Annotated in this window: 19 protein-coding genes and 2 pseudogenes; 10 read left to right on the top strand and 11 right to left on the bottom strand. The window is 60.6% G+C overall.

Annotated features, from left to right (window positions below; genetic code table 11):
* Positions 1 to 280: 280 nt before the first annotated feature.
* Positions 281 to 1408, bottom strand: a complete 1128-nt coding sequence (locus IB262_RS11920) for a pectate lyase (RefSeq protein WP_146749593.1) — start codon at positions 1406 to 1408, stop codon at positions 281 to 283.
* A 603-nt stretch (positions 1409 to 2011) separates the two neighbouring features.
* Between IB262_RS11920 and IB262_RS11915 the strand changes: the two genes are divergently transcribed.
* Positions 2012 to 3217 carry a glycosyltransferase family 4 protein gene (locus tag IB262_RS11915; protein WP_143106254.1) on the top strand — a complete coding sequence of 402 codons (1206 nt, stop codon included), beginning with the start codon at positions 2012 to 2014 and terminating at the stop codon, positions 3215 to 3217.
* A gap of 31 nt (positions 3218 to 3248) precedes the next feature.
* The gene (locus IB262_RS11910) at positions 3249 to 4094 is read left to right on the top strand and encodes a sulfotransferase (RefSeq protein ID WP_192493588.1); all 846 of its coding nucleotides are present in this window, start codon (positions 3249 to 3251) and stop codon (positions 4092 to 4094) included.
* 9 nt (positions 4095 to 4103) lie between these two features.
* Here IB262_RS11910 and IB262_RS11905 read toward each other — a convergent pair whose 3' ends face one another.
* The 3 genes from IB262_RS11905 to IB262_RS11895 form a co-directional block, all read right to left on the bottom strand.
* Complete coding sequence (locus IB262_RS11905; RefSeq protein ID WP_192493667.1) at positions 4104 to 5288, bottom strand: TCR/Tet family MFS transporter; 1185 nt, start codon at positions 5286 to 5288, stop codon at positions 4104 to 4106.
* Positions 5289 to 5805: 517 nt separating this feature from the next.
* Positions 5806 to 6990, bottom strand: coding sequence for a GGDEF domain-containing protein (locus tag IB262_RS11900; RefSeq protein ID WP_192493587.1), 1185 nt, complete (start codon positions 6988 to 6990; stop codon positions 5806 to 5808).
* Between the two features lie 116 nt (positions 6991 to 7106).
* Entirely contained in the window at positions 7107 to 7556 is a 450-nt protein-coding gene (locus tag IB262_RS11895) for a helix-turn-helix domain-containing protein (RefSeq protein ID WP_192493586.1), read from the bottom strand.
* 95 nt (positions 7557 to 7651) lie between these two features.
* Here IB262_RS11895 and IB262_RS11890 point away from each other — a divergent pair, with 95 nt between their 5' ends.
* The 5 genes and pseudogenes from IB262_RS11890 to IB262_RS35705 form a co-directional block, all read left to right on the top strand.
* On the top strand, positions 7652 to 8917 hold the full coding sequence (locus IB262_RS11890; protein WP_192493585.1) for an MFS transporter: 1266 nt from the start codon (positions 7652 to 7654) through the stop codon (positions 8915 to 8917).
* A gap of 175 nt (positions 8918 to 9092) precedes the next feature.
* Positions 9093 to 12800: a response regulator gene (locus IB262_RS11885; RefSeq protein WP_192493584.1), complete on the top strand. Its 3708-nt coding sequence runs from the start codon at positions 9093 to 9095 to the stop codon at positions 12798 to 12800.
* Positions 12801 to 12958: 158 nt separating this feature from the next.
* Complete coding sequence (locus tag IB262_RS11880) at positions 12959 to 15004, top strand: PAS domain S-box protein (RefSeq protein ID WP_167550719.1); 2046 nt, start codon at positions 12959 to 12961, stop codon at positions 15002 to 15004.
* Entirely contained in the window at positions 15001 to 15144 is a 144-nt protein-coding gene (locus tag IB262_RS11875) for a hypothetical protein (RefSeq protein ID WP_156553069.1), read from the top strand. The genes IB262_RS11880 and IB262_RS11875 overlap by 4 nt, the downstream gene beginning before the upstream one ends.
* Positions 15145 to 16012: 868 nt before the next feature.
* Positions 16013 to 16246, top strand: a pseudogene (locus IB262_RS35705) (ATP-binding protein); the annotation flags it as partial.
* Here IB262_RS35705 and IB262_RS36460 read toward each other — a convergent pair.
* The 3 genes from IB262_RS36460 to IB262_RS11865 are packed head-to-tail and all read right to left on the bottom strand — an operon-like array spanning position 16218 to position 17171.
* Entirely contained in the window at positions 16218 to 16343 is a 126-nt protein-coding gene (locus IB262_RS36460) for a hypothetical protein (protein WP_257785209.1), read from the bottom strand. The pseudogene IB262_RS35705 and the gene IB262_RS36460 overlap by 29 nt on opposite strands.
* 21 nt (positions 16344 to 16364) lie before the next feature.
* Positions 16365 to 16868, bottom strand: coding sequence for a GNAT family N-acetyltransferase (locus IB262_RS11870; RefSeq protein WP_034798314.1), 504 nt, complete (start codon positions 16866 to 16868; stop codon positions 16365 to 16367).
* A 3-nt stretch (positions 16869 to 16871) separates the two neighbouring features.
* On the bottom strand, positions 16872 to 17171 hold the full coding sequence (locus IB262_RS11865) for a DUF1778 domain-containing protein (protein WP_034798315.1): 300 nt from the start codon (positions 17169 to 17171) through the stop codon (positions 16872 to 16874).
* A 158-nt stretch (positions 17172 to 17329) separates the two neighbouring features.
* On the opposite strand from IB262_RS11865, the pseudogene IB262_RS11860 reads away from it, so the two are divergent.
* Positions 17330 to 17512: pseudogene (locus IB262_RS11860) on the top strand (transposase family protein); the annotation flags it as partial.
* A gap of 65 nt (positions 17513 to 17577) precedes the next feature.
* Here IB262_RS11860 and IB262_RS11855 read toward each other — a convergent pair.
* Positions 17578 to 17811 carry a DUF6429 family protein gene (locus IB262_RS11855; RefSeq protein ID WP_034798317.1) on the bottom strand — a complete coding sequence of 78 codons (234 nt, stop codon included), beginning with the start codon at positions 17809 to 17811 and terminating at the stop codon, positions 17578 to 17580.
* A 232-nt stretch (positions 17812 to 18043) separates the two neighbouring features.
* Between IB262_RS11855 and IB262_RS11850 the strand changes: the two genes are divergently transcribed.
* The gene (locus IB262_RS11850; protein WP_051659426.1) at positions 18044 to 18304 is read left to right on the top strand and encodes a hypothetical protein; all 261 of its coding nucleotides are present in this window, start codon (positions 18044 to 18046) and stop codon (positions 18302 to 18304) included.
* Positions 18305 to 18349: 45 nt separating this feature from the next.
* Positions 18350 to 18721: a hypothetical protein gene (locus IB262_RS11845; protein WP_034798318.1), complete on the top strand. Its 372-nt coding sequence runs from the start codon at positions 18350 to 18352 to the stop codon at positions 18719 to 18721.
* Between the two features lie 238 nt (positions 18722 to 18959).
* On the opposite strand, the gene IB262_RS11840 is transcribed toward IB262_RS11845, so the two are convergent.
* From IB262_RS11840 to IB262_RS11830, 3 genes are all read right to left on the bottom strand, one after another.
* Positions 18960 to 19172, bottom strand: coding sequence for a hypothetical protein (locus tag IB262_RS11840; protein ID WP_034798320.1), 213 nt, complete (start codon positions 19170 to 19172; stop codon positions 18960 to 18962).
* Positions 19169 to 20323 (bottom strand): DUF2092 domain-containing protein, encoded by a 1155-nt coding sequence (locus tag IB262_RS11835; RefSeq protein WP_034798322.1) that lies wholly within the window; start codon positions 20321 to 20323, stop codon positions 19169 to 19171. The genes IB262_RS11840 and IB262_RS11835 overlap by 4 nt, the downstream gene beginning before the upstream one ends.
* A 304-nt stretch (positions 20324 to 20627) precedes the next feature.
* A complete protein-coding gene (locus tag IB262_RS11830) occupies positions 20628 to 21050 on the bottom strand; it encodes a hypothetical protein (RefSeq protein WP_034798324.1) in 423 nt (140 codons plus the stop codon).
* Between the last annotated feature and the right edge of the window lie 26 nt (positions 21051 to 21076).

The following is a 21076-nucleotide window of genomic DNA, read 5'->3' as shown; positions in this document are numbered from 1 at the left end:
CGATGGTCAGCATGAGAGCCCTAACATATAAATTTGATAGAAATACCTGACGTGAAAGAAGTATAAGCACGCCCGCACATAAACCGCGCGGCAATCGACAACGCCACGCAGGTAAAATACTGACATAGAAATAACATTCAAATTTAGAAAACTATATTATACGACGTCCGGAAGAGCAATAGTTGGTTGCTATCGAACCACGGAACGATTTGACCTGCACGGTTGACAGACATTCTCGGGCACTTCCGGGCCGCCGCAGAAGAGAACCCGTGGGCCACCTCTACTTCGGGTAGCGACCGGCAATCCGCTCCTGCGACAACCATTCCATGAATTGATCGAAGCGCATGCTCCCATCGGTCGAGGCAGGCTCCCAGGCGTCATTCACGCCGACGACGCCGCCAAATTTTTCCTCCACGCTATCGGCCATTCCATCGAAGTCCTCGTCGCCATACGCATGTGCCTCTTTAATCGCGGGGATCTCGCCAGGCGCAACCACCATGCGCCCTGCTCCCCTCTCGCCTTGTGCACCCATATCCTTGATCCAGGCGACATCGAGATCGTCGCGGGGAAACGCACCGGACTGGCCACGAACCTCTTCATATGCCTCACCGGCTGCAAGGAGCGTATCAACCGCCAAGGGGCAAGGCGGACGGTTCACCACGAATTGGTCTGTTCCCGGCGAAAGCAATTGAAGCGACTTGGATGGCGGCGCCCACAACACATTGCCGCTCTCGTAGATCTGAGGCTGGCCGGCGCTTTCGACGTTCTGCCATTTGATTGCGTAGGTTTTGTCGACAGTGCTCGGACCTGCCTTGAAGTAGTTGCCGACATAAGAAATCGGCGTGCCGCCGGGATACTGCGAGAACACCTCTCCCCACTCGGAACGTGCATTGAAAAACACGTTGTTGACGATCTCGATGCAGGATTTTCCGTAGTGGTTGTTGTCGGGGTTCCGGTCATTGTTGGAGATGCAGGCATTTCGCCAGAAGGTAATGTTCTGCGGGACTCTCGGATCGGCGCCGAGCAGGGTGCACTTGCTGTGCTTGTTCAGCCCCTCGGCAAAGATGGAATTCGCGATGGTGATGTCGGTCGTGTTGGAATAGGTGCTGACGTTCTCGTCGGTCGCCCAGGACATCGATGTATGGTCGAAATAGACGCGCTGGCTGTTTTCGATCACCGCCGCGTGGACGTTTTTGACGGAGTTCGGCAGCCGCGGCCGAATGCGCAGATGCCGGACGATCACGTCGTGCGTCTGTTTGGCAACAAGCGGGGTATGCCTTAGTTCGTCATTCGTCTGGTCGATGGTCAGCAAAATGCCACCGCCCGGCGCTGTCTGCCCGAGGATCGAGACCGAGTTGCTATCATCACCGATCACGAGCGAGGATTTGAGCCGGATGATGCCGGACACGCGAAACACGCAATTTCGAGCTCCAGTCGCCTCGATGCATTCGCGCAGCGTGCCCGGGCCGGAATCCTCAAGGCTCGTCACCTGGATGATGCGGCCGCCGCGGCCACCCTGCGCCATCTTGCCGTGCCCTTCGGCACCGGGAAACGCGACCATCTGCGGCTCGCTGGCGGAAGCCGCGACACCCAAGAAGGCGGAAAGCAGGGCAAGCGTGCGCGCACCATGCTGAAAAGCCTTTGCGCGTCGAGTCTGTTGCTGGAAAGACCGAGAACCGAAATGGCCGGCCGGCTGCGGCGCACCTGGCGATGTGCGCGGCATGAAAATTTCAATCGGCATATAGTTACTCCCAAAGCCTTTTGGCGAGGCCCCGCTCCAGAAGCTTGAAAACGCTCGTGCAGGGCAATTCATTCCGCCCTATATCGTCAATCAAAAGAATATTTTTCGCGCAATTCGGGGCGAAGCTTTCCACTTTTGTTATAGTTCGTCAATTCGATTTATTTGCATCACCCGAATTAGGTATATAACTCGCGCTTTTGACCTCTCGAAGTAGCATTGAGACGGTGCTACAGTCTTGCGATATTTAGTTTACTTTCGGGACCTCGTTTCGTGTCTCAAAAAGCCATTACCGTCGGATTTCCATTTTCGGGTGACGATATCGGGGGGAGCCATATTTCCGCGCTCAACCTCATATCGTCGTTCGACAGGGACCGGATAACCCCCATCGTCTTCGTGCATCATCCGCGCAAGGCGCTTTCCAGATATATGGACGAAAACAAGATCGACTATGTCACGATCGAGGACATCGACATCCTCTCGCCGCAACGGGATCGTCCTTTCGCGACGCGATCCTTCTCGGCGCTGCGTTATCCGATCTCGATGGTGAAGATCATCAATCTCCTGAGACGGCACAACATCGACATCGTGCACACCAACGACGGCGCGATCCATACCACCTGGGCGCTTCCAACCTACTTGGCCGGCGCCAAACTTCTGTGGCACCACCGCGGCGACCCCCGCGCCCGGGCGGTCAACATGCTTGCGCCGCTTCTTGCCAAGCACGTGGTCACGGTTTCGCGATTTGCGCAGCCGGCAAAGCCGTTGCTCCCGCTTGAGGGGCGTATCTCGGTACTGCACAGCCCCTTCCGGCATCCGGATCAGGTCCCCGATCGGGAGGAAAGCAGGCTCGCGCTGGTGCGCGAACTCGGCCTGCCGGAGGAGACGCGGTTCGTCGGCTACTTCGGGCTTCTCAACGAGCGCAAGCGCCCTCTCCGTTTCGTCGAGGCGGTGCACGCCTTTCACCGCAGCAATCCGGATTTCCCGATAGCCGGCCTGCTTTTCGGCGCACCCGAACAGGCAGGGCCGCGGCTCGACCTTGAGACAGCAGAACGCGCGCGCGCTCTCGGGATCGCCGACAAGATCCACCTCATGGGATTTCGCCATCCGGTCGCGCCCTATATGTGCGCCGTCGACATTCTCCTCGTGCCGGCCATGAGCGAGCCGTTCGGCAGAACGCTCATCGAAGCCATGATGTACGGCACCCCGGTCGTCGCCACCAATCACGGAGGAAATCCCGAAGCGATCGAGAACGACGTGACCGGTTTTCTCGTCGAGCCGGAAAACCCAGAGGCTTTCGTCGCCCCGATGGAGCGCCTGCTGAAAGACCGTAACGAGTGGCAGCGCATCAGCGAAACGGCGCGCACCTCGACGCTTGCCGCCTATGGCATCAAGCCCCATGTCGACGGCATCGTCAGCATTTATCAGCGAATTCTCGGAAGACGGCCGTCCGACATCTCGGCACACGCCGCGCACTGAGCCCACCGACAGCGGAAAGAAAGAGAACGACATGCAGCTCTCGGATATCGATTTCCTGATCATCGGCGCCGCCAAGAGCGCGACCACCTGGCTACAGCAGTCGCTGCAGCAGAACCCTTCCGTCTATATGCCGGATCCCGAGCTCCACTTCTTCAGCCGCAACTTCGAAAAGGGCGACGGCTGGTATCTTGGGCAATTCGAGCCCAAACCTGAACAGACCATCGTCGGCGAGAAATCCAATTCCTACCTCGACGAGCCGGAAGCAGCTGCCCGCATCAAGAAGGCGCTGCCGAGCGCACGGCTGATCGCGCAGCTGCGCAATCCCGTCGACCGCGCCTATTCCGACTACTGCATGCTTTATCGCCGCGGGGAAGTCGGCACCGACATCACCCGGTATCTCGATCCACGCCAGGCAAAGGGAGGACGTTTCCTGGTCGGCGGTCTCTATTGCCGCCAGCTCGAAGCCTATCTCGATCTGTTTCCAGCCGAAAACCTGCAGGTTCTCCTCTATGAGCATATGCGCCAGAACCCGCAGGCGCATCTCGACGCGGTCAGAGGCTTTCTGCAGCTGTCGTCGCCGCTTTATCCGGTCGTCAACAAAGTCAAGGACAAGACGGTGCCTGTCGTGCCGCCGAAGCTGCGCCGACTTCTTCAGCCGCTAAAGCCGATCGCGGCACCGTTCCGCAGCAACCCCATCGTGAAGGGCCTGCGCTCGATGGTCGCCCGCGAACTCGACTATGTGCCGCTTCCGACGGATCTGCGCAACCGGCTGGTCGAATTCTACGCGCCGGAAACCGAAAGGCTCGGCGCGCTTCTGAAGCAGGACCTTTCAGGCTGGCTGCAGGCGGCCGCCGATAGCGCGCGACCAGCGGCCTGATGCAGGCGCCTAGCCCTCGGCGCGCCGCCCAAATCGTAAGAACAGAACGAGCGGTACGGCCACCAGATAGACGGCGACGACCGACAGCCAGATGGCGCCTGGCCATTCCTGCCTGAAGACGAAATAGAAGCTCGAGAATCCGAGCGGACTGGCAATCGATGCCAGGCTTACCGCCGACGCCAGCACGCCCTGAAACTGGCCTTGCTGGGTCTCATCGACCTGTCGAGTTGCAAAGGACTGCAAGGCCGGCGCGCCGATGCCGCCAAGAACGAATACCGGCATGATGGCGAAGATCATCCAGCCTTCCGTCGCGAATGCCATGACGACCAAGCCAACGCACGCGCCGGCAACACCTGTCAGGATCGTCGCGCGTTCGCCGAGCCTTCTCACCGCTGGCCCTGGGAGGAAAACCTGGGCAAGGGCCTGGCAGACCCCAAAGGCGCCGAGTGAAAGACCGATCCACAGCCCGTTCCAGTGAAAGGCATCGCTGCCCCACAGCGCCCAGCAGGTGCTGCAGGCCTCGCCGGTCGCACTGAAGGTGAGGAACAGAACGACGATTGGCATCAAGCCCTTGGACGAGAAAGCCCAGCGGAGCGGACGGAGCGGATTGAGCGCGGCCAGGTCGATCTTCTCCCGGCCGGGAATGCGCGATTCCGGCAAGACGAAGAGCGCCAGCAGCAAATTGCAGGCGTTGAGGATAGCGGCTGCAATAAAGGGCAGCCGCAAGCCGTGGTCGCCGAGGATGCCGCCCAGCACCGGGCCGACGATAAAGCCGATGCCGAACATGGCGTTGAACAGGCCGAAACGGCGGGCGCGTTTCTCCTCCGGCGATATGTCGGTGATATAGGCGGTCGCCACCGCCAGGTTGGCGCTTGTTAGGCCGGCGATCGCGCGGCCTGCGAAAAGCATCCAGAGATTGGAAGCGAAAGCCAAAAACAGGTAGTTGATGGCGGCTCCGCCAAGAGAAAGCAGCAAGACGGGCCGCCGGCCGATGCGGTCGCTGAGGGCACCGAGCACCGGTGCAAACACGAACTGCATCACTGCATAAAGGGCCGCCATTGTGCCGATGAGCGGCGCGACGTCGTCCGTCTGCGCGACCACCTTCAGCAGCGACGGCAGAATGGGAAAGATCAGCCCGATGCCGACGGCATCGAGGATAATGGCAGCAAAAATGACGATAAGTGGTTTCTTCATTGTGAGGGGTGTGGTCATGACACGCTCCGGTAGACGCGAGCGTGCGGCACCGACAGGCGCCAATGGCTCACGAGCAGGGGCTGACGAAATGTCAGTATCTGGTTTCTGGGAGACGCTGGCCGATCCGCGCCGAAATAGGCGGGATGGCATGTACTCGACCGCCTGGACGCCAATTCGTCCACCTGTTTACTCCGCCACTGAGCGGATCAAGGGAAGCGGTCGCTTTTCGCGACGGGCAATATCTACGTCAGATTGCCGTGCGCCGCAATCCCTACCTCCGCGCACGCCTATAAGATGAGATTTAAACTCCACTATTGCGCTTGGCTCTGCGGCCCGCTATCCCGGTGCCCAGCGCCGGGCACCGGCCGGCTCATCGCCCGTGGCCCGCCGAACCAAATCATGGAGAAGTCGACCCTCGGCCGATCGCGTCATCGCCGTTCCATGTTGATGGAAGGGCACCGGTCCTTTCGCTGATTTGGAGGCCAGGAGGCCGCACTTTTCCCGGCACGGCCGCCACCTAGGCAACCTGCGCGTCGGGCTCTGCGTCCGTGGCCAGCACGACCGTATTCCTACCCATGCGCTTGGCTTCATAAAGCGCGTCGTCTGCTTTCTGCAGCAGTCGCTCAAGCGTCGTATCCGCGGCGATCGCCGACGCTGTCCCGAGGCTCGCGGTCACGCAGCCATCGGTCAGGCCGCGATGCGGTATGCGCAACCCTTCGATTGCAGACCTGATCCTCTCTGCCATCGCCAAAGCCTGCAGCGGCTCCCGTCCAGGCGCCAGCACCAGTATCTCCTCGCCGCCGAAACGGAAGACGAAGGCGGCCTCGTCGACCGCGGCGTGGATGCATTGCGAGACGGCGCGGATGCAGGCGTCACCTTCAATGTGGCCATGAACGTCGTTGAACCGCTTGAAGTGATCGATATCGAGCAGAATCGCCGAAATTGCGGTCTCCCCCGGCGCTTCGTTCCACAGCATGCCGCCGATCCGCACCAGCGACCGGCGGTTCAATAGCCCCGTCAGTTCATCCCGTTCCGCGTTGCGTTCGAGATGCTGGCAGAGGAGGCTGCCCCTCAACTGATTGAGAAAATTCTGCCGGTCCTTCTGTTCCAGAAAATAGGCACTCACCGCCAGGAAGATCGACAGCGTCAGATAGAAAGTAATGATGCCGGAATAAGTTACGTCGTCGAAGGCGCCGGTCATATGCGTCGTGGTGAAGTGCGACGCGCACATCAGCGCAAGCCCCGAAAGAACGGCAAAGAACCGCGGCCGGAGTGCGATGACGAAGAACAGGAAGGCAGCGGAATTGCCGTTCTGGTAGACGAAAAGGTAAGGGCTGGTGCTCTGCGTGGCCACGGCCATCGGCAGGGTCACGCCCAGCACCGCAATCGCCACCGCCAGGACATCGTAAAGACGGACATCCGGCCAGCGCCGCGCCGCCAGGATGCAGGCGATAACGAAGGGCGTGAACACCAGGAAGCGAACGGTGAACAACCCGGTGAAGACATCCGGCAACATGGTGTGGTCGCCGAAATAGACGAGATCGTAGATAAAGATACCGATCACGCCCCAGATTGCGGCGAGCCGCACGCGCTCTGCCGCATAGTCCTTGCGGAAGAGCTCTTCTATTTCGGGCGAAAAATGCAGATAGCGAAAGCCTCGCGCGATCTGGCCCTCTACCTGGTCTAGCGTCACAACGCCCATCGCCTATTTCCCCAACAGCGGAAAGACTCGGCACAGACTAGCAGAGAAAGCTGAATATCCGTCTAAAGTTAGTACGGTTCACTGGTCCGGGGCGCGCGGGCCGGCCTGAGACGACATCACGCCTCGGGAACCTTGATCAGCACTGTCCCTGCCGCATCGATCGGCCGGCCATCCTGCGTGCGGATATCGAGCTTAACCGGCAGGCCCGTTTCCTTCTCGACCAGCAAAGAATGCTCCTCGCCGGGTTGGAACAAGTGCCTTTCGCCGAACTGCCGCAAGGCGACCATGACCGGAAAGATATCGCGGCCCTTCGCCGTCAACTGGTACTCGACCCTCGTTTTCGCCTCGCCTGCCGGAACCGTTTCGAGAATGCCGCGCTCGACAAGCGTTCTCAGGCGGTCCGTCAAGATGTTCTTGGCAATGCCAAGGCTCTTCTGAAAATCGCTGAAGCGGCGGACGTCATCGAACGCATCGCGCACGATCAGCAGCGACCACCAGTCACCGATCGCATCCAGTGATCGCGCGCTGGGGCAATAGTCTTCCTTCAGCCGTCTGCGGGCCACCATGCATGATCTCCATTTGGATTTTTGGTTGCATTATGAAACCAAAATGATATCCATTCCTTGGTTTCATTATTAAACCAAAACAAGGAACACGTCCAATGGATGGTAAAATTGCTGCAGCGCCGGCTGGCGCTGCAAACGAAGTCTCGTGCCCGGAAGGCAGCGCCCGCCCGGCATCGCGGCTGACGCGTCCGATGATGACGCTCTTTGCCTTCGCCGCTGGCCTCGCAGTCGCCAACGCCTATTTCGCCCACCCTTTGCTCGACGTGATGGCCGCCGATCTCGATCTGTCGGAAACCGGCGCCGGCCTGATCGTCGGCGCGACCCAGCTCGGCTACGCGCTCGGCCTGATCCTGCTTGTTCCCCTCGGAGACCTTTTCGATCGCCGCAAGATCATCATCTTTCAGTCGCTGCTGTCGGTCGCAGCCCTTGGCTTCGTCGCCCTTTCAGCCAGTGTCGAAATGCTCATGGTCTCCATCGCCGCAGTTGGCATGCTTGCTGTCCTCACGCAGGCGCTGGTGGCCTATGCGGCCAGCCTCTCTCATCAGGCGGAACGGGGTCGGGTGGTCGGATTTGTCACCAGCGGCATCGTCATCGGCATTCTTTCGGCTCGCGCCGTCGCCGGATTTCTGACCGATCTGGCCGGCTGGCGGGCGGTCTATATTGTATCCTCTGTGCTCACCTTTTTGATCGCTCTGTTGCTTTACAAGCTGCTGCCGGATCAGCAGCGGGAAACGAGCAAGCTCAGCTATCTCCGCCTCGTCGCCTCCACCTTCACGCTAATCGCCCAGGAGCCGGTTCTGCGCGTCCGTGGCATCATCGCCATGCTGATCTTCGCCAATGTGACGACGCTGCTCACCCCGCTTGTCCTGCCGCTGAGCGTGCCGCCCTTTTCACTGTCGCATACCCAGGTCGGCCTCTTTGGGCTGGCAGGGATTGCCGGAGCACTTGCTGCCTCTCGCGCCGGACACTGGGCCGATCTCGGATTTGGCCAGCGCACGACCGGTATCTCGCTGGCGTTGATGCTCGCCGCGTGGTTGCCGATTGCGCTGCTGGACCAATCGCTCCTGTGGCTCGTTGCCGGCGTCCTCGTCCTCGACTTCGGCCTTCAGGCCGTGCACGTGACGAACCAGGCACTTATCTATCGCGTCCGTCCGGAAGCTCAGAACCGGCTCACAGCCGCCTACATGCTCTTTTATTCGCTCGGCAGTGCGCTCGGATCGTCCTTTTCTACCATCGCCTATGCCTATGGCGGATGGCATGGCGTCTGCCTGATGGGCGCGGCACTCAGCCTCATAACCCTACTGTTCTGGTTGATGACGGAACCCGCAGGTCCACAAGGCGGCGCGATGCTGAACGGCTAGTTCGCCACCACCCGCACTGCGCATGGCCGCCCTCGGCGGCAGGCGGTCATGCTCGGCCCGCCAGCCCTCCTCCGCTTCGCCAGACGTCTCGACATCACTCTCGCCGACCCTACGGAAACCTTCCCCAAACCGGGCGTTTACGTTGCTTGAGCGTCATCTATCGGGGATCAACGCCATGTCAGACGCCGAAAACACGTCCGACAACGAGGTAGCAGCCAAGGCAAAGGCGTGGCCGGCATCTCACGACGAGATGCAGTCGCTGATCGACGACTTTGACTGGTCGCCGACCCCTCTCGGACCGGTGGAGAATTGGTCGCCGACGCTGAAGATCATGATCCCCTTCCTCCTGCGCAACCGGTTTCCGCTCCTGCTGTGGTGGGGGCCGCAGTATGTCTCGATCTACAACGAGGCCTATCGCCCTGTGCTCGGCGCAAAACACCCCTGGGCGCTCGGCAAACCGGTCAGCGAATGCTGGAGCGAGATCTGGCATGTCCTGAAGCCGCTGATCGACACGCCCTTCAATGGCGGTCCCGCCACCTGGAACGATGACATCGAGCTCGAAATCAATCGGCACGGCTTCCTGGAAGAAACCCATTTCACCATCGCCTACAGCCCCGTGCCGGACGAAACCGCAGAAAACGGGATCGGCGGCGTGCTCGCCACTGTCACCGAAATTACCGAGAAGGTGATCGGCGAGCGCCGTATCGTCGTCCTTCGGGACCTTGCGTCTCGCTCGGGCGATGCACGATCGCCCGACGAGGCCTGCGCGATCGCAACGGAAACATTCAAGACGCACGAACGAGACGTGCCCTTCGCCCTTCTCTACCTCGTGGAGCCCGGCCGCAAACGAGCAAGGCTTTCCGGATTGGCAGGCCTTAAGCCGAATCACGCGCTGTGCCCGGCAGAGGTAGAGTTGGCGCTAAAGGACAGTTCTGCAGGTTGGCATTTCGGTGCCGACCTGAAACCCAGCCTTGTCGATGATCTCGGACGCCGTTTCCCGGCCTCCGCGAGCAAAAACCACCCCAACCTGCCGCATACGGCAGCCGTGCTTCCGTTGCCCGCGGCCAATGCCCGCGATGCCGCCGGTTTTCTCGTGGTCGGCATCAATCCTCGCCTGAAGCTAGACGAGCACTACCACGATTTCTTGCATCTCATGCGAGCGCAGATCGCCAGCGCCATCGCCAATGCCCAGTCCTATGAGGACGAGCGTAAACGTTCCGAGGCACTCGCGGAGATAGACCGGGCGAAAACCGTCTTCTTCTCCAATGTCAGCCATGAGTTCCGCACGCCGATCACGCTGATGCTCGGTCACATCGAGGACCTGCTGGCCCGTAACGGAGAGCGTCCGGACGATCACGACCGTCTGCTCATTGCCCATCGCAACTCGCTGCGCCTGCTCAAGCTGGTCAACATGTTGCTTGAATTCTCGCGCATCGAAGCCGGGCGCCTGCAAGCACGCTTCGAGCCGACGAACCTTGCGACGACGACGGCAGAGCTTGCCAGCGCCTTTCGCTCGGCGATGGAAATGGCTGGGCTGAACCTGACCGTCGATACGCCGCCGCTGCCAGAACCGGCCTATGTCGATCGCGAGATGTGGGAGAAAATCGTCCTCAACCTCCTCTCCAATGCCCTCAAATTCACGCTCAGGGGCGATGTCGCCGTCAAACTCGCGGACGATGGCGACAATTTCGTCCTGACGGTCCGCGATACCGGCATCGGCATTCCTGCCAACGAGATGCCCCGCCTTTTTGAGCGCTTCCATCGCGTCGAAGGCGCAAGGGGTCGCAGCCAGGAGGGCTCAGGCATCGGGCTCGCCTTCGTCCAGGAATTGGTGAAACTTCATGGTGGAACGGTCTCGGCCGAAAGTCGCCTCGACGAAGGCACGACCATTAGCGTGGCAATCCCCAAAGGTAGTCGCGCTCCTGCGCAGCACCGCAACGGCAATGGCGAGGATCGCTCATCGACGACCGTCGGCGCAGCGCCGTTCGTGGAGGAGGCGCTGCGATGGCTGCCGGATCATCCGTCCTCGGATGCGGGTCTGCCGGAGGTCGACCCGGCGCCGCATTCGCCGGAAAAACGAAATGGCAGCCGCCGAACCCTGCTGGTCGTCGATGACAACGCCGATATGCGCGACTATCTACGCCGCCTTCTCAGCGCGCAATACGATCTCAAGATCGTCGGCAACGGCGAAGAGGCACTCGCCGCCGTCGGGTCGCAAAAGCCGGACCTGATCCTCACGGACATCATGATGCCAGGCTTCGATGGGATCGAACTGCTCAGGCGCCTGCGCACGGACGCGCGTACCAACACCGTGCCGGCCATCGTTCTGTCGGCGCGAGCCGGTGAGGAGAGCCGTATCGAGGGCATGCAGGCGGGCGCCGACGACTACTTGATCAAGCCCTTCAGCGCACGCGAGCTCTTGGCCCGGATCGAGGCGCACCTGAAGATTTCGCAGTATCGCGTGGAAGCCGCGGAGACCCTGCGCGCGAGCGAAGAGCGTTTCCGGGCTTTGGTGACCGCGAGTTCGGATATCGTATACCGGATGGGCCCCGACTGGCGCGAGATGCGGTTTCTGCAAGGCAAGGACTTCGTTGCCGACACGGACGAGCCGAGCGACAGCTGGCTCGAAACCTACATACCGGCCGAAGATCAGCCGCTGATGCTCGCGTGCATCGGCGATGCCATCGACAACAAGGCCACGTTCGAAATGGAACACCGGGTCATCCGCCGCGACGGCAGCCTCGGCTGGAGCCATTCGCGCGCCATACCGATGCTCGACGGCAAAGGGGACATAGTCGAGTGGTTCGGTGCGGCGCGTGACATCACCGAACGCAAGCGGGCTGAAGAGACCCGGAAACGTCTGCTCAGCGAGCTCAGCCATCGGGTGAAGAACATGCTCGCGTCGGTCCAGGCGATCGCCCAGCATACGTTGCGCTCGGCCAAGAACCCCGCCGACTTTGCCGCAAGCTTCAGCGGACGCCTGCAGTCAATGTCGCGCATGCACTCGCTTCTGACCCGAACGGCTTGGGAAGGGGCTGACCTCGGCGACATCATTCGCGATCAGCTCTTGTGGGGAACTGCCGACGCGCGCCGGGTCACGACCACCGGACCACCGGTGCGATTCGATGCACAGACGGCAACGCATGTGGCGATGGTCCTGCACGAACTCGGAGCCAACGCAGTAAAACACGGTGCGCTTTCCTTAAGCGATGGGACGGTGTCGATCGAATGGAGCGTAAGCGGCGATGCACTTTGTCTCAACTGGACAGAACAGGGCGGACCACCACTCAAGATGCCGCTCGGTCCAGGCTTCGGCACCAGCCTGATCGAGAAAGTCGCGACGGGAGGCGGCGGAAGCGCCCACCTGACGACCGAGGCAGATGGCATGCGCTGGGAAGTGCGGCTGCCGCTCGAGGCCCATGTTCCGCCGAGTACCCTGTCCGACTTGGAGGAGCCTGTGAGAGAAGCGCCGGCGGCCAACGCCCCGGCCGCGTCGACGAAACTGAAGGGAAAGCGAATATTGGTGGTTGAGGATGAAGCGCTGATCGCCTTCGAAATTGCCGCGATTCTCGAGGAAGAGGATGCTGAGGTCGCCGGCCCGGCCGCGACACCCGGCGATGCGCTACGTCTGATCGACGAGATGACGCTGGATGCCGCGCTGCTCGACGCCAATTTGCGCGGCCAACCGGTTGACGCGATCGCCGCTGCGTTGGCCGACAAGAAAGTCCCCTTCGTCTTCGTATCCGGCTACGGTCGCGAGGCTCTGCCCCCGGGCTTTGCCGACACCGCTCTGCTGGCAAAGCCGTTCAACCCTCGACAATTGCTCGAGGCCGCTGCCCTGCTCGTCGCCGAGCCCAAGTCCATCCTTCGTTTTCGGCACTGAGGGACCGCGCTTGATCGAGCCTTCTTTCCTTCGGAAACCGTTGCATTTCGGCTCGCTTGCGTTAGCTTTTCAGAACGCGCCGCAAAGCGGCGGCGGCCTTTCGCAACGTGTGGCCATCACCGATGCGGTTCCACTTCGGGTTCGTGGGAGCGATCAATATGCTGGTCGACAATAGTAGCGCGAACGCCTCCGAACAGTCCAATCGCGAGAGCGAGGCGCGGTTCCGCGAGATCTTCGAAAACGCCGGCGTCGCGGTGTGGGAGCAAGACTTCTCCGCAGTCTGCGATCTGCTGGATCAGCTTCGCTCGGATGGCGTCGAGGATCTGCGCGCCCACCTGAAGGCTCACCCCAGCCGCCTGGACGAAGCAATCGCGCAGGTGCGTATCGTCGACGTCAATCCTTTCACCGTGGAACTGTTCGAGGCCACCGAGAAGGACGAGTTGCTGCGTTCACTCTCGAACGTTTTTCTGCCGGAGACGACGCCGATCTTCCTAGAAGAACTGATGGCGCTCTGGCAGGGCCAGAGGCGCTTCGGCAGCGAAGCCGTCGTGCAGACGCTGCGCGGGCGGCGGCTGGATGTGGTCTTCACTGTCACGTTTGAAGGCGCACGCTGCGAACGCACCTATGTCAGCATCCTCGATATTTCCCAGCGCAAAGCCGCCGAGCGTCGCTTGCGGGCGGTCGACCGGATAGCCAAGGCAATCGCCAGCAACCTTGATCTCGATCACATAGTTCAGACGGTGACCGACGCCGCCACCGAGCTTGCCGGGGCGAAGTTCGGCGCCTTCTTCTACAATCTCGCCGACCCGGACGGCGAGCGTTACACGCTTTACACCCTGTCAGGCGTACCGCGCGCGGCCTTCGAAAATTTCCAGTTGCCCCGCAACACCGCCGTGTTCGAGCCTACCTTTCGCGGTCTCGGCATCGTGCGCTCCGACGACATCCGAACCGACCCGCGCTACGGACAGTCCGCACCACATTTCGGCATGCCGGAGGGGCACCTGCCAGTGGCAAGCTACCTCGCGGTTCCCGTGGTTTCACGGTCCGGTGATGTTCACGGCGGGCTCTTCTTTGGCCATGATCTCCCTGGTGTCTTTACCGCCGAGACCGAGGCGACGGTTACCTCGATCGCCGCACATGCTGCGATCGCCATCGACAACGCCCATCTGCTCAAGGCAGCGGAACATGAGCTGGCGATCCGCCGCGCGACGGAACGCGCGGCCCAGCAACTGGCGGCGATCGTCGAATCCTCGGAAGATGCGATCCTGTCGATAGATCTGGACGGCATCATCACCAGTTGGAACATCGGCGCCGAGCGCCTTTACGGCTACACGGTAGAAGAAGCGGTCGGCAGCCCGGTCACGCTGTTGATCCCGGAGGAACGCCTCGGCGAAGAACTGGAGATCCTGTCAAAGGTTCGTGCCGGCCAGCGCGTCGACCACTTCGAAACCTTCAGGCAGCGCAAGGATGGCGGGCTCATCCCGATATCGCTGCGGATCTCGCCGATCCGCGACAATGCCGGCGAGGTCATCGGCGCGTCGAAGATTGCCCGCGACATCAGCGAGCGCCGGCAGGCCGAGCAGCAGAAGGACCTGCTGATCCAGGAGATGGCGCACCGGGTGAAGAACCTGTTCATGGTTTCGAGTAGCGTCGTGTCGCTGAGTGCCAAGGCCGCCGCATCCGCCGAAGAGCTGGCGTCTGCCGTCGTCGCGCGGTTAGGGTCGCTGGCGCGCGCACACGTGCTCACCTTGCCGACGCCCGATCGTGATGGCGCAAGCGAAGGCCGAGCGAACCTGCAGGCGCTGCTTTCGACATTGCTTTCGCCCTATGACGGCGAAACGCCACAGGGACTTCGCCGGGTCACGGCGCGAGGCTGCGATTTTGGCATCTCGCGCGCTGCGATTACCGGCTTTTCGCTGGTCGTGCACGAGTTCGCCACCAACGCCGCTAAGTACGGCGCCCTCTCGACCGCCACCGGTTCCCTCGACATCGAATGCATCGATCGCGGCGAGACCCTGGAACTCAAATGGACCGAACAGGGCGGGCCTCAGGTAACCCAGACCGAGACCGAGGGCTTCGGCACCAAGCTCGCCAAGCTGACGATCGAAAGGCAGTTCGGTGGCGAAATTCTCCGCCAGTGGCACTCGGAAGGCCTGATCATACGCCTGATCGTCCCCAAGGACCGCCTGCAGCCGCCGGAGTGAGGAGCGCCTTTCAGGCGGCAAGCGCCATCGACGGCCGTGTGCACGTCATTCCGGCTTGCGGCCACTACGTTCCACTGGAGCGGCCGTCGGCGCTGAATGCCATCCTTGCGGGCGTGACCGGCTCTTTTGCCCTTGCCTGATCTGCGTTATCTTTTCCTGGCGGATTAAACGCCAAAAAGCCCGCCGGATTTCTCCAGGCGGGCTTTTTTGTGATTTGGTTGCGGGGCAGGATCTAATCTTCACTTGCTCCCGAGCAAGTGAAGCCGACGTCGATCATAACTTGCAATCGACGCCAGCAAAGATGGTGGCGGGAGGGCACAACCATCGTTACTGGCGATCGAGTGGTGGCGGACATTTGCGTGTCGACGTGGCACCACACGCGCAGGAAGCGGCACCCGAAGGATGCAGTTTTCTTTCAGGCTTATTCCGAGCAGCTGTGTAGGCATTTATGATGAGCCTCGTCGCCAAATCCAATCACGCATGGCATGAACTGATTATTGGGTCCCTCACTTCTCACAGCCAAGTGGTCGTTGTTCGACACAAGGTAGGCCAACGGGCGCATCAGCTTGAACGGGAAATGCACGGGTGGCGATTGCAGACTGGCAATTACCAACGGCCGGCCTGCGTTCCGCGTGGCTGCCTCGATTAGCCACACCGTAAGTTCGTCGTTGTCCACACTGTCGGGAGCCAGACGAAGGACACGTTTGCCCTTTTCAATCCGCTCCACGGCCCCCCAGCTTGGATGACCAAATTGGTCATTCGACACGTGCCTTCGCGCTCGCCGTAGATTTCGCTCATGCGCCGGTGGACTTCTGCTGACGTGCAATCGCTTTGAAGGGCAGATAAGCGCCCGTTCCGTTCGGCAACCTTGCCGAAGAAGGGAATAAGTGGCAACGGCCATACCTGTTGGTTTTCACGCGGAACTGAGCCGGTTAGGCGCCTAATTTCCATTGAGGATTGAGCCATGTGAACCTTCCCTCAACGCGGAGAGCCACGAGGGCAACGGAGTCCACCAACCTCAGCTTCAGCGAATGGGCCACGGTCTTCGGTGACGCCAAGATAACCGCTTTGCTCGACCGCCTGACCACCGTCGCCATATCATGGAAGCCGCAAAACGACAGCTTCCGCTTCAAGGCTAGGTCGGCCGCCGCCGCACAGAAAAGAGGAAAAAAGCTCAGTTCCGCGTGGAAACCAACCGGCTTATCCTTACCTTTCATAAGAAGACGTTCACCGGCTGGGTGATCCCAAGCTCGACCCGCGGTATGAAGCGGTGCGTGTGTTTGCTGCGGAAGTCATCTGATTGATCCTTCGCGGTGAGATATTCCTCTTCTTGATTCATCGATATTCTATTCTGCTTGGCTCACGCCTCGGCCAGCGACGCCGCGACATCGGCAATCGAGCGGAAGAGGACAAGTGGATCGTCCTTCGACGGCAAGAAGCCACGCCGTTGCCAGAAACCGGCAGCTTCATCATCCACGGCATTGACCATCAGCGCTCGCCCGCCCACCAGACCGGCCGCCTGGACGCAACGCTGCAGCGCGTGTTTGACGAGACCCGTCCCAATCCCCTGCCCCGCCCATCCGGTATCGGTGGCAAGCTGGCCAAGAAGAAGGCACGGAACCGGATTGGGCGGCTGGCCTGTGCGAATCGAGCGCGGCATGACCGACGGCACCACGGCCGTCGGCGCCAGACCATAATAGCCGACGACGCGCCCCGCCTCATGGACGACCAAAATGGCGGTGAAGCCCTTCTGCTGATTGGAAAGCGCGCGCGTCTTCAGCCAGTGATCGAGCGTCGGCTTGCCGCAAGAGAATTCAGACACATCATGCGCGGCGGTAAGCGGTTCGGGAGTGGATAACGCCACGACTTACCGCTTCGGCTCGTAGCCGGCTTCCCATGGTGCGGGCCGTTTCGCCAACTCGACCATTTCGGGAGCAGGCGCTGCCGGGGCGGCGAGAACCTCCATGAACGCATCGAAGCCTTCCGGGCTCATACGGATCAGGCTTTGCTCCATCACGACCTCCTCGGCCGCGCGCACGGCGGCATCGCGCACGAAGTCGGTGCGCGAGCGGCCGCGCAGCGACGCCGCACGATCGATCATCGCGACATCCGCTTCCGGCAGTCGCATCGAGATGGGGTGTTCCTTGCGTTCCGCTGTGGTGGCCATGAGTCGTCTCCTTTGAAGGCAAGATAGTGGATTGTATTGTAATTAGCAATACAATAGTATCATCCCCATGTTGAGCGATCACGAAACAGCGGCGTCGACACGACCGACCATCGGTTCGGGCGCGCGTAGGTTATTTCGCTATGCCCTCGCGCGCGGCTGTGATCAGTGATCATGGCACGGAGTTCACTTCGAACGCCATGCTGGCCTGGAGCGAAGAGAAAGGCGTCGCCTGGCACTTCATCGCTCCCGGCAAGCCCATGCAAACCGGCATCTGTGAAGCCTTTAATTCAAAGATGAGGGACGAACTCCTGAACGAGACACTGTTTTTCGGCCTCGATCACCGCACGGCCATCCGCACCGTCTTATTGACGTCAATAAAGACAGTCAGTGCCACCGCAAGGGACGGCTATTGCGGCGGCCGCGTAAACAACTTCCGGAACAACGCTTCTGAATGCTCCAAACCTTCATCGGTGAGGATCAAAGACTTCGACTTGTTGACCGGGTCGCCGATCATGCCCTTCTTGTGAAGCCGATCCGTTGCTGCCCAGTCGAATCCCTTCCAGGCGCACCGCTCGTTATGCAGCGTCAGCCATAACAGCGCCAAAACGGCATCGTCGATCTTGTCCTCGTCGATCTCCATGAACCCACATTACCACGCGCGCCGGCCAAAATCCTGCGGCCCTGCTCGGATGGATACGATACGCTGCCCGTCCCGCCCATTGCAGCCGCAAACGGATGAGTGGCTGGGGTCACAGCAGGACAACAGGTCGCCCCTGTGTGTGCGGATTAAACGCCAAAAGCCCGCCGGATTTCTCCATGCGGGCTTTCTTTTGATTTGGTTGCGGGGTCACCGCTTCAATCGGAGGACCAGGATGGACAAGAGTTCTCGCGCAGTAGAAGATTTGCAGGGTTTGGCGGCAGTGACACGCCGCTTTCCGTCACGATCGCTGGAAATCAGGAGGCTGCTGCTCAGGGACGAGAACTTTCGCGGGATCTGCGCCGACCTGGCGGCAGTCGAAGACGCCCTTGCGTGCGTTGACAGACTACCTCTCCATCTGCGTGACGAACGTCGAGCCGAGTTCGAAGGCATGATTGAAAGCCTGGCTTCAGAGATTGAGCAAAGCTTGCGATAGCTGCAAGGCCAAGCTGACCGGCCGACGGGAACGCGAGGACCGCAAATGACCAGCATCAGCGGCGGCATTACCGGCACCGGACCATATTGGACACAGCCCCAGCCCATCTACCAGATTGAGCTGCATCCCTCGCTGCTTCGAGAGATCGAAGGGCGCAATGATAGCGGTGCATTCAAGGGCTACCTGGTGCAAATCTTCGACGACGTATCGTCCCCGCCGTCAGGGATTCTGGAAATCGCTCTGAACCCCAACGCAAAATGCGCTTGCGCAATCTATGAGGCCAAACGCTTGAGCCGGCCGCTGTCACGCCGATCATCCAACGCAGCGACAAAGCCAATCTGGTTTGAGGCAAGGACCCCGCAGCAGGCCGCAAACATTTTCTACCAGGCGATAGTCGACCAGGCTCATGACATCTAGCTTCGCTCGGTTTGAATGAGGCCGCAGACGCGCTCCATCTCTTTGTTTCCAAGCATTTCCCGAGGGAACCCCGCTTCGCACGTCTCCTGAAAATGCGCGCTATGCTGCGCCCGCCGCCCGTGACGGCAAGACTGTCGGAGACGAGCTGGCCGACCTTGAGACTTTCCGGAACGACCGTTGTCGACGTCCGGACTGCTGCCCCAGATCGGCCAGATCTGCCGAGCGGCCATACGCCCTTCTAGCAATTATAGACACCGGTGGCACAACGTCGGGTCGTGCGCCGCGCGGCCCCGGCCACGCTGACCGGGGTGAGCGGCCGGCCGACTTTGGCAACGGCATCCGAAGTGAAGGTTGGGATCGCCAGCATTGGCGCCTCCTTCGCCAGATCGCCGACACCAAGTAAGGCTGCCCAAACAAGACAGATGATTCCTGCGCGCTTAAGGACGGTCATTTCTTGTCTCCTACCATGAAGTTCTCTGGCAATTCACCCAGGCTGTGTTTGAGGTCGTTCACATCGATCTTTTCGGCATTCGTCGCATTCTTGAAGCCGAAATCACCGGGCGCAACGGCATCCCCGGATTTCCAATCCCTGATCTGGACGCTGTACTCAGGCCCGCCCTTCACCTGCCCGGAGGTTATGACCAGCCGGCAGGGATAGGGCTGTGCACCGTGAGCGATCCAGATCTGGAAATCGACATCGTCCTTGCGGAAGGCGAGAGAATCGCACTCCGTGCCATTGATGACACCGCTTCCCAGGTCCTTGGAATCATACACCCCTTCCATCAACGCGTCATATGCGCCGGTCAACAACAGGTCGGCGGCCGGCAAGGGCAAATCATACTTGTCCTTCAGCTCGTCGATCAGATGATCGACCGTGCCTGGAATTTCGACCTGCGTGTACTTGTTGAGGTTCTTGCCCAAGAGGGTCAGCGTCTTTCCATCGAAGAGCGCCTCGCTATCGACAAAACCGCCCGAACGGGTCGTGTGCACCTTGTCGGGCCGACTGAGGGTCACCGTCCCCGAGCTTGCCAGTCCGAGTTTCTGATCGCTGTTGGTAACGACCTGGAAATTGGAATCATAGGCGAACGACAGGGCATTCTGAGACGCTAGGTAGTCGGTCATGGCCTTGAGCAGTTTCTTGGCTTCGGCCGAGTCGGTGATCCGGACGAGCTCGACGCGACGGTTGAGAGCCCGGCCGTTGGCGGTTTCATTGCTGGCGATCGGCCGGGCCTGCCCAACGCCTCCCGCCGTCAGCCTGGCGGCATCGATGCCGCGTTCGACGAGAGCCGCCTTGATGACCTCTGCACGCTCGGTGGACAGGCGCAGGTTGGTCTCCTCATTCCCGCTGGAATCGGTATGGCCGACAATTCGCAAGCCCCACTCCGGGAAGTTCTTGAGCGCCGTCGCGATGTCATCAAGAAGCCCTTCCGCTCCAGGTCGCAGTGTCGCATTCGATATGGCGAAGCGCAAACCGTGAACATCGTACTGTTCTCTTGTCTGCAGCGCCTGTTCCATCGCTTCTCTGCTGTATTGCCTGGGTGGATCCTGCATGGTCTGAGCGAAGCTGGGGGCGGCCGCCAAAAGGGCAATCGTCAGGAGCATTGGTCTGACCATCCCGCGGTGCCACGACGTGACCCCGCCGGCTGTGTGCCCGATCCCTTTGTTTCCCTTGTGTTCGTGCATCTTTGTGGATGTGCTGAGCATCGAATGAATCCTTCTCCCAAACGTGTGAATTTGACTATCGCGCACTGCTTGTTGTTTCGAACAACATCTACGTCTGACTGTAGATACCTCGTCGGACATCTTGCGCCGACGCGAGCCGAGGCTGTGACTCGCGCAGCGAGAGCGGGTCGCATCACTTTGCGAACCGCAGTTGGCAGATCTGCTTCATGCCGAAAGGAGTGGCCTACTTGCCTTTCAGCGCGTTGAATGTATCCACATAACCGCGTCCGACCGCGCGGACGCCGCGACCAATGTCGTCATAAGCATCGTCGGGAAGATTGGCGAAGGAAACGCGTACGCTCCAGTTCGGCGCATCGAAGCGGTAGGAGTGGGTGAGCAACCCGTTGGAGATGCGACGCGCAAGTTTTGCCGCCCCGCCAGCATCGTTGGTGGCGATGCGCTCCGAGAGCGCGGAAAGCAATCGTCCACCCGGATAGGCGTGGTACTCCTCCGCCGGCGCGACTGCGGCGATCGCCGCCTCCAGCGCTGCCCGTTCGCCGCGGTTGGCGGCCCAGGCGTCTGCCAGTGTCGTGATCTCGCGCCAGTCGTCCGCACGACCCGAATGGACGAGCAGAAACTGATCAACATGTGCGGTCTTGTTTGGCATCACGCGCTCCCAACTCAGTTTCGAAT

Origin of the sequence: Ensifer sp. ENS02 (assembly GCF_014851885.1) — a bacterium.
Classification (GTDB): Bacteria; Pseudomonadota; Alphaproteobacteria; order Rhizobiales; family Rhizobiaceae; genus Ensifer; species Ensifer adhaerens.
This window is presented reverse-complemented; position numbering and strand designations above follow the sequence as displayed.